This window comes from Vibrio sp. Vb1166 (genome assembly GCF_033338695.1).
GTDB classification, from domain to species: domain Bacteria; phylum Pseudomonadota; class Gammaproteobacteria; order Enterobacterales; family Vibrionaceae; genus Vibrio; species Vibrio alginolyticus.
The window spans coordinates 31,758-47,327 of sequence record NZ_JAWOTE010000013.1 but is presented as its reverse complement, the minus strand read 5'-3'; the positions used below and the strand labels follow the sequence as shown (position 1 = coordinate 47,327).

Below are 15,570 nucleotides of genomic sequence, written 5' to 3'. Positions count from 1 at the left end.
TAATCTGGGTTAAGGTTTAGTGAGTTTTTAGATTATGTAAAAGGATGGTTCTTAATCGTGTTCATTTCACTGGAGTTAAGATGCTTCGTCACCCACTTTCAGTCGTAAAGCTTTTGTATTTCGCTAGCTGGTGATTCAACTCAAACATTCACATTGTTAGTTTGTATGCTGCCATGGGAACTAGCACTCCCCCCAATGTTTACATTACAAACTATCGATATTGAATTCTCATATGGTAAGTAGAGTTATTGCGCTGTTTATACTTTTTGGCTTAATCGTCGCTATCTCTTGGCATTATTACGCGTCAGCGGAAACGCGCGATCCACTATGTTTTACACACTGGTTGTTTTTGCTTTTAGATATGAATACGTGATAGTGAAGCTAGAGGAGGAACAGGAAAAACAGTGAAAATAAAGGACAATAGAAAGTTAAATGACCTTACTTCCAGGTAAGGCCATTCATGCATTCAGCAGCAAAAGATATTGGCGTTTAGCAAACGCTTAGGTTTGGTTGTTACAGAGCTAGAGGAATCAACTCGACACCAAGCACACCACTGATCCCCATCACCACTAGCAGTGAGACTTTAAACACCGACTTTGACCAAGCGATGTAGTTGTTGTCATCAATGCTGCGAAAGGTCACTTTCGTCCACATAAAGCAAACAACCGCTGCAACCGCTAAGTATTCATACCCGGCTTCACCTAGTAAAAATAACCCCAACGATACTGCTCCAAACGCCACGACATACGCTTTCATGTGTCGATGCGCTTTATGAATACCTTCTTTAACTGGCAATACGGGAATCCCAGCTTCTCGGTAGTCTTGCATGCGAAACATGGCAATGGCATACGAGTGCGGCATTTGCCAGAGACAGAACATGGTAAAGAGTAAAATCGCTTCCAAGCTAATGAAGTTTGTTACCGCTAAGTAACCCACCAATGGCGGAACTGCACCTGAGATACTTCCCACTAAGGTCCCATACACCGAGTTACGTTTATACCACATCGTGTAAAAGAACACGTAATACACGTAGCCAAGCAACACGACGACAGCGGATAGTGGGTTCACTCGGATAAATAACAGTGCGGTTCCTACCAGCAATAAAGCAAGTGCATAAACAAACGCAATATCGATATTGATGTTGCCTTTCACTGTTTCACGATTTCGTGTACGTGCCATCTTTTGGTCGATATCACGATCGAAAATATTATTCACCACACAACCTGAAGCGATGACTAACCCAACACCAACTAACGTCGTAACGAACAACATTAGACTGGCTGGTTCTGTTTTTGCGGCGAGGAAGAACCCCGCCGCAACAGAAATCAGGTTGCCGAAAATAATGCCCGGTTTAGTGATAGACAAATAACTTTTCAGCATACCTTGACCTACAACTTCATGTTGACGTTCATGTTGTAGATGATCCATACCGAGCCAGCGATAAGGATAAGTACAACAATGGCGGTAAACATCAGTGATACAAGGTTCCAACGTCCGTCGGATGTTTTTGTTTCCATGTGCAAGAAGTATTTAAAGTGAACAAATATCTGCACTAATGCACATCCAAATAGAATCGCATAGGTCGTTGTATCTGGTAATGATTTCGTCCAAACAAAGTAGAACGGAATTACCGTCAGAATCAGTGAGGCAATAAAGCCTTTCACGTAATCTGACGAACTGGTTTCTACATGTTGATCCATTACATTACCCCCAGTAAGTAAACGATGGTAAAGACACAAATCCAAACGATATCTAGAAAGTGCCAGAATAGGCTTAAGCAGTTAAAGCGCATTGCCATATTGTCGTTTAGACCTTTCGTCGACAGTTGATGGTACGCTACCGCTAACCAAATCAGACCAAAGGTTACGTGCAGGCCGTGCGTACCAACCAACGTAAAGAATGCCGACAGGAATGCACTTGTTTGTGGGCCATAGCCTTCTTCAATCAGGTGATGGAACTCATAGACCTCCATACAGATAAAGCCAAGACCAAGCGCGAACGTGACTAACATCCAACGTTTGAGACCAGCAACGTTGTTGCGCTTCATCGCGATAATGCCAAAACCAAATGTGATACTGCTAAACAGCAGCAGCATGGTTTCGACAAAAACGAATGGAAGTTCGAAAATGTCTTTACCTGTTGGGCCCGCAATTGAATTGCTCGACAGCACAGCGTAAGTCGCGAACAAGGTCGCAAACAGTACACAGTCACTCATCAGGTAAACCCAGAAGCCAAATAGCTTGTTGCCATTCGTGTCATGGTGGTGATCATGGTCGTGATGTGCTGCGATATTAGTTTGCATACGTCACCTCCAGATCATCTTTACTTTCGCTGTCTTTCACTGAGTTTTTCTTCGCTTCTTCAAGCTGAGCTCGACGTTCGGCCTCAATTGCTTTGATCTCTTCAACTTCCACGTAGTAATCCACATCATCGTTATAGCTATGCTGAATACACGTCACGATAATACCGACCAAACTTGCCGCCGCTAGCCACCAGATGTACCAAATCATGCCGAAGCCAAATAGGAGCGACCAAGCCGACACGTAGATGCCTGTTGCAGTGTTTTTTGGCATATGAATACGTTCGTATTCCACTTCTTTAGTTGGATCGAACTCGCCACTTTGTTTCTGGTACCAGAAGGCATCCAGCACATCACCTTTTGGTAGGTGCGCAAAGTTGTAGAACGGCGGTGGAGACGATGTTGCCCACTCAAGAGTACGTCCACCCCACGGGTCACCAGTTAAATCACGGTTTTGCTCGCGGTCACGGATACTCACGTAAATTTGGATGAACTGAGACAATACGCCCAGCGCAATCACAACCGTACCTGCTGCGGCAATCGACAACAGTGGGAAGTATTCTGGGTTGATGTCTTGGCTTAAACGACGAGTCATCCCCATAAAGCCCAGCGCGTAAAGCGGTAAGAACGCCATTAAGAAACCAATAATCCAAAGATAGAACGCGCGTTTGCCCCAAGTTTCATTCATGGTGAAACCGGTCGCTTTCGGGAACCAGTAAGTGATCGCAGCGAAACATCCAAACACCACACCACCAATGATTACGTTATGGAAGTGAGCGATAAGGAATACTGAGTTATGCAGAACGAAATCTGCGCCCGGAACAGCCATTAGTACGCCCGTCATACCACCAACAGTAAAGGTGATAAGGAAGCCCACCGTCCACATCATTGGCGTCGTAAAGCGGATGCGGCCTTTGTACATCGTGAATAGCCAGTTGAAGATCTTCACCCCTGTTGGGATAGAAATGATCATCGTGGCAATACCGAAGAAGGCATTTACGTTCGCGCCAGACCCCATCGTAAAGAAGTGGTGTAGCCAAACGACAAAGGCAAGAATCGTGATAACTACGGTAGCCCAAACTAGCGATGTGTAACCGAACAACTTTTTACGTGAGAAGGTTGCGGTGACTTCTGAGAACACACCAAAAATTGGCAAGATCAAAATGTACACTTCTGGGTGACCCCAAGCCCAAATCAGGTTGACGTACATCATTACGTTGCCGCCAAGATCATTGGTAAAGAAGTGCATGCCTAGGTATCTATCCAGCGTAAGCAGAGCGATAGTCACCGTTAGGATTGGGAATGAAATGATGATCAAAATGTTTGCACACAGAGACGCCCAAGTGAAAACTGGCATCTTCATCATTGGCATAGACGGTGTACGCATACGCAAAATGGTCGCGAAGAAGTTCACGCCTGTTAACGTCGTACCAACACCTGATATCTGCAGCGCCCAAATCCAATAGTCGACCCCGACTCCTGGGCTAGCCTCAATACCTGAAAGCGGCGGATACGCCAACCAGCCGGTACGACCAAATTCACCTAAGCCGAGAGACATGTTTGTTAGGATGACACCTACAACAAACAGCCAGAAGCTCAAGTTATTCAGATACGGGAAAGCTACGTCACGCGCACCAATCTGCAATGGCACGATGATGTTCATCAGACCAATGACCAATGGCATCGCTACAAAAAAGATCATGATCACGCCGTGGGCAGTAAAAATTTGATCGTAGTGATGCGGTGGCAAGTAACCTGCTTCACCCGCAGAAGAAAGGAGTTGCTGACTACGCATCATGACTGCGTCAGCAAAACCACGAACAAGCATCACCATCGCTACTGCGATGTACATGAAGCCAAGTTTTTTATGGTCTACTGAAGTAAACCATTCATTCCACAAATATTGCCACTTTCCGGCTTTGGTCACCGCGTAAACTACGGCTAAACCAACCAGCGCCACAACCGCTAGGGTGATGACGATAATAGGTTCGTGGAATGGAACTGAATCAAGAGTTAATCTTCCAAACATTACGATTATCCTTGGTTTTCAGGCAAACAGTTCATTGAACCAGGATGCTGAGTCACAACGTCGGTGAACAAGAACGGAGGAACGCTAGAGAACAAAGTGACTGGCTCTGCGATACTTGGCGCTGCCAGTGAGCTGTATTGCTCCCAATCTTCAATACGATCAGGGCTCGCCTTCACTTTCTGCACCCAATTTAGGAACGCAGCACGATCAGACATTGCTGAAGCTGTGAACTTCATTTGCGAAAAGCCTTCGCCGCTGTAGTTCGATGCAAAACCCTTATAGTCACCTTCGTGGTTCGCTATGAGGTTGAGCTTGGTTACCATTCCTGGCATCGCGTAGATCTGTGTACCTAAGCGAGGGATGAAAAACGCGTTCATGATGTTGTCCGAAGTCAGTTTGAACTGCACTGGCACGTCTTTCGGGAACGCCACATAGTTCACCGTCGCAATGTTTTCCTCTGGATAGATGAACAACCATTTCCAATCGAGTGACACCACTTCGATGGTCATTGGTTTAACATCACTTTCCAAAGGTTTGGATGGCTCTAGTTCATGAGTCGAACGCCATGTGATCGTCGCAAGAATCGCAATGATGATGATTGGAATTGTCCATACCACCACTTCGATTTTGGTCGAGTGTGACCACTCGGGTGCGTACTCTTCTTCAGTATTAGAGGCGCGGTATCGGTAAGCGAAGTAAATCGTCATTAAAATCACAGGGATTACAACGATCAACATCAGCAAAAGAGCAGTAATAATTAACTCTTTTTCTTGCACACCAATGGCACCTTTGGGGTCAAGTAAAGCTGAATTACATCCTGAGAGCATAAGTATGACGGACGCCAAACTTCCCCTCGACAAGATGCGTTTATATCTTGAGGCTTCCATTAACTTTCTCGATGGTTGTCTGGTTTCAAAACAGATGCCAATCAAAGTAAATAAGAGCTCACAAATTGCGCAGAGGTAATGTATGAGAACAAGAAGAAACTTCGATAAGTAGTTATTCTACTTACAATTTTTCAACTTCGTCATCAAGCATTTAACCAGCTAGAATGAACCGTTATTTGCTACGATACGATTGGTATCAAGCCAAGAACCAGTTGTTATAGTCATTAGAATGTTTATGTGTTGAGCATGAGTAACGTCGGGTTCAGAGCGAAACAAAACGGAATTGAGTGGAGATCAAAACCACACTCTTAGTGTGAGTTTATTGTTACACTTTGAAACACTATGTTACATTTGGCGCATTATGAGGAGTAAAAAGTTAAAGCTCATTAGCCACAACTGGAAACTAACCTTCCATTAATGGAAGTTACACACTTTAAATAGAATATTAACCTCAACACGAATTTCTCGTGCTTCAACAATTAATTATTTAAAAACAAATAGTTGAAACTTAAAATTGATGAGACTGACTATCAACTTCATTTACGCAGATAGCCTTAATGAGAAGCGGAAACTAAAAAACCAAAAGTGTGATCAACATCAAATTAATGATTTCACTTAATATTTGAGTGGTATTTACATCTCTTTATTGGATTGTGAGAAATCATTCTCAAGGTAAATCCAAACATAAGTTGTAAATACATTTGGGTTGCGCAGAATTGGCACTCCACAACATAGAAAATGCTGAAATGGAAAGAAACTTATTATTCAGGTCTATCAGAGCCTTATTTCAGTAGTCACTTACATACGAATACCGCCATCCACTTCTAAAACCCTGCCAGTAAAGTAATCACTCTCAATAATGTATTTTACTGCATGCGCGATTTCGCTTGTTTCGCCCATCCTGCCAACTGGGATCATCTTTTCTAATCGCTCTATGGCTTCGGGTTTCATTTGCTCTGCCATCGCGGTGTGTACTACACCTGGTGCAACCGCCGCCGCGCGAATACCGTATCTTGCGAGCTCACGGGCCCATGTTGTCGCCATGGTCGCGACCGCCGCTTTTGACGCAGAATAATTGGTTTGTCCGATATTCCCTGCTCTCGCAACACTAGAAATATTGATGATAACGCCTTGGGAGCCACTCTCAATCATCTTGACGGCAGCTTCACGCCCACACAAAAATGTTCCTGTCACGTTAACGTTCATGACCAAATTGAATTGATCTAAAGACATCTTACTGATCACGCCATCTTTTGCTTTTACAAGTAACCCATCTCTTAACACGCCAGCGTTATTGACTAACCCATTGAGTTGACCAAAATCTTGGATAATCGCTTCAAACGTGGTTTCAACATCGATTTCGTTGGTGACATCCACTTGATATGTCAACGCTTTCGCACTCAGCATTCGACACTGCTCTTGTGTTTCCATTAAGCCACTGGCGTTTACATCCAATAACGCTAAATCAGCGCCAGCTTGAGCAAGGGTAATGGCCATCATTTGCCCAAGCCCCTGCCCTGCTCCTGTAATGGCAATAACACTACTTTTTATGTCCATATTGGTGCACTCCATAGCTCGTAATGTTCTATACCTCAACCAGTCTAAGTTGGCCGAAATGATGCGCATTTTACGTCACCATCTCGGGCTGGTTTGTCACAAAACTCGGTCTAGCCTTTCTTACTCTTGTATAACTCAAATAAGCTTGAGAAATCGAGCTCGCCGTGGCCGCTCGCGTTGTGGAAAGAATATAAGTTGCGCGCTAACGACCCCATCGGAACCGAAGAATGTGTTTGTAACGCCGCATCTAACCCCAAGCCGAGATCTTTTAGCATGAGTTTGCTCATAAAGCCCGGTTGGTAATCGTGACTGGCTGGCGCACTGTCCATCACGCCTGGGCAAGGATTGTAAAGCTCCAATGCCCAATTTCGGCCAGAGCTTTGCAGCATGATGTTTGATAGCACTTTTGGATCGAGTCCATGATCGATACCTAGGTTTAATGCCTCGCACGTACCAGACATTAAAATGCCGAGCATAAGGTTGTTACAGATTTTTGCCATTTGACCATCGCCTGCTTTGCCAGCATGGAAAACATTTTTTCCCATATACTGCAAAATCGCATTGGCTTTAGAAAACGCTTGATCCGAACCACCAACAATAAAGGTTAATGTCGCCGCTTTAGCGCCAGCAACGCCCCCCGAAACGGGCGCGTCGACAAACAACACGCGTTTATTTGCCGCTTCATTGGCGACTAATCGCGCAGAGTCCGGATCAATGGTTGAACAATCAATCATCAAGGTACTTGGCGAGACAAGATTGAGGACACCTACGCCACCGTGTAAGTCACCAAGATACACGGAACGAACGTGAGACCCTGCTGGTAGCATCGTGATGACTGTGCTAGCACCATCTACTACCTCTTCGATAGAGCTCGCCACCACCGCACCAAAAGGTACTAGTTGCTTTGCGGCTTCGCTATCGACATCGAATACTTGCACGTTAAATCCAGACGCGAGTAAGTTTTGCGCCATAGGATGCCCCATCCTTCCTAAACCGATAAATGCGATGGTACTCATGATCATTCTCCTTATTGACCTAGTGTTTGTTCACCCAAATTAGCAAGCGGATGCTCGTTATCTGACCAAAGCGAGGTAAACAAAGTATCGATAACATCTTCATCGACTTCACTGACACTGTTAAATATCCAGCTCGGCTCGCCATCCCGGTCAATGAGCCGAGAACGGACGCCCTCTTTAAACTCACCTAATAAGGCACTGCGAACCGACAAACTCAACTCTAAACGGAAGCAATCTGCAAGCGGTAAGCTGTGGTACTCTTTCACTTGTCTAAAGCAAATATGCGCGGTGATCGGACTGCCCGATGCGAACGTTTGTTTCGCGTTTTCTATCCACTGACTGTTCCCGTCGATAGCCATGATTCGCTGTGCTATCGCATTAAGATCAAAGCCTTTGCACGCTTCCTCTATCTGATCTAAGTATGGACAAATTTGCGTGGTTGGTTTGCTATCAATAACCTGTTCTTCCATTAATTGTAGTAGCGCAGTTACCAACTCTTTCGCATCTTCTTTGCCCCACTGGAGCCGCTTTAGCTCATCCAGTAAGGTGGGATACTGCTCTTCCAACAGTAACCAATCGGCCAAACCAATAGTGACAGCGTCACTTGAATTTACCATTGAACCTGTCAATCCGAGGAATAAGCCCACTTGCGGATCTATCTGGCTTAAAAACCACGTACCTCCCACATCAGGATACAGTCCGATATTGATTTCTGGCATAGCAAGGCGTGATGTTGTTGTCACAACTTTATGGCTGGTTCCCATAAAAAGCCCCATCCCACCGCCCATGACAATACCTTCTCCCCAACCGATAATGGGTTTGTTGTAAGTGTGGATGAGATAGTCACACTCATACTCCAACGAGAAATAGTTCGTACAGAACTCTACGATTTTTTCTTTACTCTCGTTATGCATGACGTGATACATAGCTCGAACATCACCACCAGCACAGAATGCTTTTTCTCCAGCGCCAGTCAGTACCACACAAGCCATATGTGGATCATCTTGCCACTTGATAAGCTGATCGTTGAGTTGGACCAACATGTCATACGTCAATGCATTCAATGAAGCGGTGTTTTCTAACGTTGCGATACCAATGCGGTGCACGCCATCTAAGCACTCTATTTCACTAATGGTTACCATCCCTGCCATGTGGCCTCCTATCGGTTTTTCCATTGCGGTGGGCGTTTTTCTAAAAAGGCGCGAACACCCTCAACTTGATCTTCCGTATCAAAAAGATTCAGAAATAACTCTCGCTCTTTCATTAAGCCGTGCTTAAGTGGCGCAGAGCGCATATTTTGAATGAGCGCCTTACATGCGGCGACAGAAGATGGTGACTGGTTCGCAACAGATTCAGCAAGCTCCAGCGCTTTACTTAAAGCTTCGCCTTTGGGAACCAACTCCTCAACTAGGCCTAGTTCTTTTGCTTTGTCAGCGCTGACTTGCTCTCCACATAAAATGATGCGCTTTGCCCAGCCTTCCCCCACTAACGCTGTGAGGTTTTGGGTACCACCAGCACAGGGCAAAAGTCCGACTTTGGCTTCTGGTAAAGCAAGTACCGCTTGCTCTTCAACGACTCGAATATCACAAGCTAATGCCACTTCTAACCCTCCGCCCATGGCGTAACCATTAATGGCGGCAATGGAAACACCACGAAATTCCGAGAGCGTTTCAAAGGCTTCACCAAAGCATCGCGCCATGTCTGACGCAACCGCTTTGTCACCGTCAGAAAACAACTTGAGATCCGCACCAGCAGAGAAAAACTTTTCTCCACTGCCAGTTAAAACCAGTGAATAAACCTGGTTATCATCGTTAAGTGTGAGTATCAGCGATTTCAGTGCCTTGAGACTCTCTGCTGTCCACGTATTGGCTGGCGGGTTGTTCATCGTCACCAGCGCAACGTGATTAGCGATCGTATGTTGAATGGCAGTTTGGGTTAATGGCATATCTGAATCCTTTCTCAATGAGCAAATCCAATACTTCGCTACAGCAAGGCCGATTCCTCAGAGAGCAAACGGCGCGCGATGATCAAGCGCATGATTTCGTTCGTTCCCTCCAGAATTTGATGCACACGCACATCTCTGAAATGACGCTCCATTGGATACTCTTTGATGTAACCATAGCCGCCATAAAGCTGCAGCGCTTGGTCGCAAACCTGAAAGCCCACATCAGTTGCGAACCGTTTTGCCATCGCGCAATAAGCCGTGGCATCCGGGTCATTTCGGTCGAGTTTACTGGCGGCATAGCGCACTAACTGCCGCGCAGCCACTAGCTCTGTTGCCATGTCTGCCAATTTGAATTGTAAGGCTTGAAACTGCGCAAGCGACTTGCCGAACTGCTTACGTTCTTGAATGTACCGTGCCGCCCGTTCAAGGGCCTGTTGAGCCGTACCGACGGAACAGGTCGCAATATTTATACGCCCTCCATCAAGCCCTTTCATCGCAAAGACAAAACCTTGCCCTTCTTCGCCCAGTAAATGGCTAGCTGGAATAACGACATTTTCAAAAGTAACCGCTCGTGTTGGTTGGCTGTTCCAACCCATTTTGGGTTCTTTGCGCCCATAGCTGATACCATCAGCGTGAGCAGGAATAACAAATGCGGACACGCCTTTGGCACCCGCTTCTCCGGTTCGCGCCATCACGACCAAAACATCTGTCTCTCCTGCGCCAGAGATAAAGGTTTTGCCACCATTCAACACGTAAGTATCACCTTTTTTGCTCGCGGTTGTGGCCAACGAAGCGGCATCCGATCCCGCATTAGGCTCGGTTAAGCAATAGGAGCCTAACCACTCCCCCGTAACTAATTTCGGACAGAACTGCGTTTTGGCTTCATCGGTAGCAAAACTGGCTATCATCCAACTGACCATGTTGTGAATCGTCATAAACGCCGTAGTGGACGTACATCCCATGGCCAGTTGTTCAAAGATAATTGAAGCATCCAAGCGACTCAGCCCTAGGCCACCTTGCGCTTCTGGAGTGTAGAGACTGAGAAACCCCAGTTCCCCCGCCTCTCTCAATACGTCTTTGGGGAAGATCTGCTTTTCATCCCACTCCGCCGCCATCGGTGCTAAACACTCATCGGCAAATTGCTGAGCGGTATCAGCAAATGCACGTTGATCTTCATTAAGTTCAAAGTCCATAAAAGCTCCTTTTATTCACTCAGCGCAGTTGGATGGTCAGATTGGGCCCCGTCGGAATATCGTCATCAAACCAACGTGCCGTCACCGTTTTAGTCTCGGTATAAAAACGTACCGCTTGTTTACCATACGCATGTAAATCACCATAGAAACTGCCTCTCCAACCAGTAAAGGAGAAAAATGGTAAAGGGACTGGAATTGGCACATTAATCCCAACTTGACCGACTTGAATGTCATGCTGATATTTTCTCGCAGCAGCGCCATTAGCGGTAAATATAGAAGTTCCGTTGCCGTAAGGGTTGCGATTCACTAACTCAATGGCCTCTTGCAACGTTTCGACTTCCATACAAACTAAAACAGGGCCAAATATCTCTTGCGTGTAAATCGACATGTTCGCTGTTACACCGCTAAACAAGGTTGGGCCAATCCAGTTTCCATCGGGAAAGCCGTCCACTTCACACTGACTGCCATCGAGTTCACACACTGCGCCTTGTTGTTTGCCATCTTCGATTAGGTCCAATACGCGTTGCTTGGCTTGCTCACTGATCAGTGGGCCATAAGCAGCCTGTTCATCATCCCAAGGCCCTGGGTGTACTTTCGCCATCGCCAGTTTCAGGTCTGCAATCCATTGTTTTGAATCGCCGACAAATACCGCAACAGAAATTGCCATACAACGCTGCCCCGCAGCCCCTACGGAGGCTCCGATTAGGTTATTCACCACTTGATCTTTGTTTGCATCAGGCATGATCACCATGTGATTCTTTGCACCAGCAAAAGCTTGAACCCGTTTAAAATGTTTAGTCCCTGTAGTGTAGATATAACGGGCAACGGGAACCGAGCCAACAAATGACACCGCTCGAATATCAGGATGAGCCAGAAGAAAGTCGACTTGCTCTTTGCGGCCATGAACGACCTGCAACACTCCTTTCGGCGCGCCAGCTTGCTCAAATAGTTCAGCTAAACGAATAGAGGTCAATGGCACTTGTTCGGAGGGTTTGAGCACAAACGTATTGCCCGCAGCGATAGCGATTGGGAACATCCACAACGGAATCATGGCTGGAAAGTTAAACGGCGTAATGCCGCAACACACACCTAGGGGCTGAATCATTGAGTAACTATCAATATCCGTGGCAACGTTTTCGACGGTTTCTCCCATAATATTGCTGGCAATGTTTGCAGCCTGCTCAACCACCTCGATACCACGCCACACATCGCCTTTGGCATCCGCTAAAATCTTACCCGTTTCATGAGAAAGCAGTGTGGCAAGCTCATCATGATGCTCTTTGAGCAAGTGCTGATAACGCAGCATAACTCGGGCACGCTCGGGTATCGCCACTTCTTTCCAAGATTGGAATGTCTCTTTCGCATTATCAATGGCGGCTTCCATCTCGTGCTCTGTGGAACATGGAACGTACGCAATGACATCATTAGTGGCAGGATTGGTTACCTCAACCCAATCCGATGTTTGAGATTCACGAAACTCGCCACCAATAAACAAGGGAACCAAACGAGTCATCATTTACTCCTTTCTGATTTCAATTAAAGCGGTATTTCAATGCCTATCGCCGTGGCTTCTCCACCACCGATACAAAGTGACGCAACACCCCGCATCACTTTTTTGGCTTCGAGATCACCATTGGTGCCTAGCGCTTGTAGCTGACGCAAACTGTGAATCAATGTCACCAGAATTCGTGCGCCACTAGCCCCTATCGGATGCCCAAGTGCACAGGCTCCACCTTTAATATTTACTTTGCTCGTATCAAGCCCAAGTTCCGCCACCGCTATTTGTGTCACGACGGCAAAGGCTTCATTGATTTCCCACAGATCCACTTCATAAATTGACCAATCTAGCTGGAACAGCAGTTGCTCAATTGCGTAGACGGGGGCCAAAGTAAATTCTGCAGGTTTTCTGGCATGTGTAGAGTGCGCCTTGATGATCGCAAGTGGTTTAAGCCCCTGATGACGCGCAGTGTCTTCATCCATAAGCACCAGAGCCGCCGCGCCATCTGAAATGGCACTCGAATTAGCAGCGGTCACCGTACCTTTTTCATCGAATGCAGGTTTGAGTTGAGGAATTTTACCAAGGTCAATCGAGCGAGGGTGCTCATCGTAGTCCAGCACCGCTTGTTCTGACTTGGTATTGAGTGAAACCGGCGAAAGTTCATCGGCAAACAAGCCTCGCTCTTGAGCTTCCAACGCACGTTTTGCCGACATCACGGCCCATTCATCCATTTGCTCTCTGGTGAACTTAAGCCTGTCAGCGACTTGCTGAGCATAAACACCCATTAAGTGCCCTTCGTAAGCATCTTGTAGCCCATCGAGAAACATGTGGTCATACGTAGACTGGTGCCCCATGCGCATTCCCTTTCTCGCCTCCCTCAGCAAATACGGCGCATTGGTCATACTTTCCATACCACCAGCAATGGCAGAGCGAATCGTTCCAGCTTTAATGAGATCGTGCGCTAACATGACGCTCTTCATGCCAGAGCCACACACTTTGTTAATGGTGGTGCACCCTACACCCAAAGGAAGATCTGCCCCCATAGATGCTTGCCTCGCAGGAGCTTGTCCACACCCTGCTGGAAGCACACATCCCATGAACACTTCATCCACCGAAGTCACATTCACTTCGTGCATTGCCGCCTTGATCGCCAGTGCGCCTAATTGAGGAGCAGAGTAAGTTTGCAACTTGCCTTGAAAGCGCCCAATTGGCGTTCTTTTCGCGCTGACAATCCAGATGTCTTTTCCCATGATTCGCATTCCCTTAAGGTATATGTGAACACTTGGCAGACTGATGACACCCTACATAGAATTACTCACCAAGCGCCACACCAGCCTTTATCGCCTTTTTCACTAACAAACTTTCATTCCGCGATTTCTTGACGTTTACGTAAGCATAGCACTAGCCTTTACAATGAGATGAAAAAACACACCAAGCAGACGTTTATATTTCAAAGTTGATGTTCGGCCTTCCCATTTAAGGTTCGATTTCCAGAAACTGGATTTTTATTCGAGGTAAGTATGTTATGGAAAAATACAAGATCAGTGACCTCGCCAAGGAGTTTGATATTACTACTCGCAGTATCCGGTTTTATGAAGACGTGGGTCTGATTGAACCAGAGCGAAAAGGCAATATGCGCGTTTATCAACGCAGGGATAGAATTCGCCTCAAACTGATTTTAAGAGGGAAACGACTCGGTTTTTCATTGGCAGAAATTCGTGAACTTTTCGAGCTCTACGACATGCAACAAACCGAAGGACAGTTATTGAAAATGCTCAATATCATTGAAGAGAAACAAGCCGTCCTACAGCAACAACTCAACGACATCAGCGTCGTTATGGCAGAGTTGAATGCCGCTAAGGAGCGTTGTATTCAAACACTCAAAAGCAAGCAGACATAAACGCTATACTCAATTAGCAACACCGCTACAGGCTTTTCCACCTTACCTCTGATACCGGGAGACGTTATGAAAAGCACCTATACCCCACTCAATTTCGGACTTGGTGATACCATCGATATGCTCCGAGAACACGTTAATGCCTTTGCTACGGAACATATCGCGCCCATCGCCGCTGAGATAGACCGCGATAACCAGTTCCCGAATCATTTATGGCCTTTGTTGGGAGAAATGGGGTTGCTTGGTGTGACCGTCGATGAAGAGCTTGGTGGTGCAGGCATGGGATACCTCGCTCATGTTGTTGCCATGGAAGAAATCAGCCGTGCCTCTGCGTCTGTCGCTTTAAGCTACGGCGCTCATTCTAACCTGTGCGTCAACCAAATCTTTCGTAACGGCACGCCTTCTCAACGCGAAAAATACCTTCCAAAACTCATTGATGGTACGCACGTTGGCGCCCTAGCGATGAGCGAGCCCAATGCCGGTTCAGACGTGATAAGCATGCAACTGAAAGCGGAGAACAAGGGCGACCATTTTGTACTGAATGGCAACAAAATGTGGATAACAAATGGGCCCGATGCTGACGTAGTGGTGCTTTACGCTAAAACAGATGTCAGCGCAGGTTCACGTGGCATTACCGCATTCATTATTGAACGTAACTTCGCAGGTTTCACTCATGCTCAAAAGCTGGACAAGCTAGGCATGAGAGGCTCGAATACTTGCGAACTTGTATTTAACCATTGCGTAGTGCCAAAAGAGAATATTCTTGGCGAGTTGAATCAAGGCGTCGAGGTATTAATGAGTGGGCTGGATTACGAGCGCGTCGTCCTCGCTGCCGGACCACTCGGGATAATGCAAGCTTGCATGGACATTGTGGTCCCGTACGTACATGAACGAGAGCAGTTTGGAAAATCCATTGGCGAGTTTCAGTTAGTTCAGGGCAAGATCGCCGATATGTACTCTCGAATGAGTGCAGCAAAAGCGTATGTATATACCGTCGCAGCGGCTTGTGATCGAGGTAACGCAACACGCAAAGACGCCGCTGGCGCGATTTTGTACAGTGCAGAACTCGCCACACAAATGGCACTCGATGCAATACAACTGCTCGGTGGGAATGGCTACATCAATGAATACCCTGCTGGTCGTTTGCTACGTGATGCAAAGCTTTATGAAATCGGCGCGGGTACCTCAGAGATTCGCCGCATGTTAATAGGCCGAGAACTGTTCGAAGAATCTCGCTAACGGAACATAC

Annotated in this window: 14 protein-coding genes; 2 read left to right on the top strand and 12 right to left on the bottom strand. The window is 46.5% G+C overall.

From position 1 onward, the window contains the following. Positions 1–513: 513 nt before the first annotated feature. The 12 genes from cyoE to R7E51_RS14320 form a co-directional block, all read right to left on the bottom strand. Positions 514–1,428, bottom strand: a complete 915-nt coding sequence (cyoE, locus tag R7E51_RS14375) for a heme o synthase (protein ID WP_017634257.1) — start codon at positions 1,426–1,428, stop codon at positions 514–516. After that, positions 1,389–1,700 carry a cytochrome o ubiquinol oxidase subunit IV gene (gene cyoD / locus R7E51_RS14370; RefSeq protein ID WP_005375783.1) on the bottom strand — a complete coding sequence of 104 codons (312 nt, stop codon included), beginning with the start codon at positions 1,698–1,700 and terminating at the stop codon, positions 1,389–1,391. Before cyoD ends, cyoE begins: the two co-directional genes overlap by 40 nt. Beyond that, positions 1,700–2,302, bottom strand: a complete 603-nt coding sequence (gene cyoC / locus R7E51_RS14365) for a cytochrome o ubiquinol oxidase subunit III (RefSeq protein WP_005375782.1) — start codon at positions 2,300–2,302, stop codon at positions 1,700–1,702. The genes cyoD and cyoC overlap by 1 nt, the downstream gene beginning before the upstream one ends. Beyond that, positions 2,292–4,328 carry a cytochrome o ubiquinol oxidase subunit I gene (gene cyoB, locus R7E51_RS14360; protein WP_005375781.1) on the bottom strand — a complete coding sequence of 679 codons (2,037 nt, stop codon included), beginning with the start codon at positions 4,326–4,328 and terminating at the stop codon, positions 2,292–2,294. The genes cyoC and cyoB overlap by 11 nt, the downstream gene beginning before the upstream one ends. A 5-nt stretch (positions 4,329–4,333) precedes the next feature. Next, positions 4,334–5,215, bottom strand: coding sequence for a ubiquinol oxidase subunit II (gene cyoA, locus R7E51_RS14355; protein WP_005388604.1), 882 nt, complete (start codon positions 5,213–5,215; stop codon positions 4,334–4,336). A 798-nt stretch (positions 5,216–6,013) separates the two neighbouring features. Beyond that, the gene (locus R7E51_RS14350; protein ID WP_005375778.1) at positions 6,014–6,772 is read right to left on the bottom strand and encodes an SDR family oxidoreductase; all 759 of its coding nucleotides are present in this window, start codon (positions 6,770–6,772) and stop codon (positions 6,014–6,016) included. 110 nt (positions 6,773–6,882) lie between these two features. Further along, positions 6,883–7,788, bottom strand: a complete 906-nt coding sequence (gene mmsB, locus R7E51_RS14345; protein ID WP_005375775.1) for a 3-hydroxyisobutyrate dehydrogenase — start codon at positions 7,786–7,788, stop codon at positions 6,883–6,885. Positions 7,789–7,799: 11 nt separating this feature from the next. Further along, positions 7,800–8,939 (bottom strand): enoyl-CoA hydratase/isomerase family protein, encoded by a 1,140-nt coding sequence (locus R7E51_RS14340; protein WP_017821198.1) that lies wholly within the window; start codon positions 8,937–8,939, stop codon positions 7,800–7,802. 8 nt (positions 8,940–8,947) lie between these two features. After that, complete coding sequence (locus tag R7E51_RS14335) at positions 8,948–9,733, bottom strand: enoyl-CoA hydratase (protein ID WP_005375773.1); 786 nt, start codon at positions 9,731–9,733, stop codon at positions 8,948–8,950. Between the two features lie 38 nt (positions 9,734–9,771). Beyond that, a complete protein-coding gene (locus R7E51_RS14330; protein WP_005375772.1) occupies positions 9,772–10,926 on the bottom strand; it encodes an acyl-CoA dehydrogenase family protein in 1,155 nt (384 codons plus the stop codon). A 19-nt stretch (positions 10,927–10,945) separates the two neighbouring features. Beyond that, the gene (locus R7E51_RS14325) at positions 10,946–12,439 is read right to left on the bottom strand and encodes a CoA-acylating methylmalonate-semialdehyde dehydrogenase (protein ID WP_017821197.1); all 1,494 of its coding nucleotides are present in this window, start codon (positions 12,437–12,439) and stop codon (positions 10,946–10,948) included. 23 nt (positions 12,440–12,462) lie between these two features. After that, positions 12,463–13,674, bottom strand: a complete 1,212-nt coding sequence (locus R7E51_RS14320) for an acetyl-CoA C-acyltransferase (protein ID WP_017821196.1) — start codon at positions 13,672–13,674, stop codon at positions 12,463–12,465. 275 nt (positions 13,675–13,949) lie between these two features. Between R7E51_RS14320 and R7E51_RS14315 the strand changes: the two genes are divergently transcribed. Further along, entirely contained in the window at positions 13,950–14,324 is a 375-nt protein-coding gene (locus R7E51_RS14315) for a MerR family transcriptional regulator (RefSeq protein ID WP_017821195.1), read from the top strand. Positions 14,325–14,390: 66 nt separating this feature from the next. Then, positions 14,391–15,560: an isovaleryl-CoA dehydrogenase gene (locus R7E51_RS14310; RefSeq protein WP_005387610.1), complete on the top strand. Its 1,170-nt coding sequence runs from the start codon at positions 14,391–14,393 to the stop codon at positions 15,558–15,560. Positions 15,561–15,570 lie beyond the last annotated feature (10 nt).

Coding starts and splice junctions, on each gene's coding strand:
- cyoC (WP_005375782.1), bottom strand. CDS start 2,302: ATGCAAACTAATATCGCAGCACATCACGACCATGATCACCACCATGAC.
- cyoB (WP_005375781.1), bottom strand. CDS start 4,328: ATGTTTGGAAGATTAACTCTTGATTCAGTTCCATTCCACGAACCTATT.
- R7E51_RS14330 (WP_005375772.1), bottom strand. CDS start 10,926: ATGGACTTTGAACTTAATGAAGATCAACGTGCATTTGCTGATACCGCT.
- cyoD (WP_005375783.1), bottom strand. CDS start 1,700: ATGGATCAACATGTAGAAACCAGTTCGTCAGATTACGTGAAAGGCTTT.
- R7E51_RS14325 (WP_017821197.1), bottom strand. CDS start 12,439: ATGACTCGTTTGGTTCCCTTGTTTATTGGTGGCGAGTTTCGTGAATCT.
- mmsB (WP_005375775.1), bottom strand. CDS start 7,788: ATGAGTACCATCGCATTTATCGGTTTAGGAAGGATGGGGCATCCTATG.
- R7E51_RS14350 (WP_005375778.1), bottom strand. CDS start 6,772: ATGGACATAAAAAGTAGTGTTATTGCCATTACAGGAGCAGGGCAGGGG.
- cyoA (WP_005388604.1), bottom strand. CDS start 5,215: ATGGAAGCCTCAAGATATAAACGCATCTTGTCGAGGGGAAGTTTGGCG.
- cyoE (WP_017634257.1), bottom strand. CDS start 1,428: ATGGATCATCTACAACATGAACGTCAACATGAAGTTGTAGGTCAAGGT.
- R7E51_RS14320 (WP_017821196.1), bottom strand. CDS start 13,674: ATGGGAAAAGACATCTGGATTGTCAGCGCGAAAAGAACGCCAATTGGG.
- R7E51_RS14315 (WP_017821195.1), top strand. CDS start 13,950: ATGGAAAAATACAAGATCAGTGACCTCGCCAAGGAGTTTGATATTACT.
- R7E51_RS14335 (WP_005375773.1), bottom strand. CDS start 9,733: ATGCCATTAACCCAAACTGCCATTCAACATACGATCGCTAATCACGTT.
- R7E51_RS14310 (WP_005387610.1), top strand. CDS start 14,391: ATGAAAAGCACCTATACCCCACTCAATTTCGGACTTGGTGATACCATC.
- R7E51_RS14340 (WP_017821198.1), bottom strand. CDS start 8,939: ATGGCAGGGATGGTAACCATTAGTGAAATAGAGTGCTTAGATGGCGTG.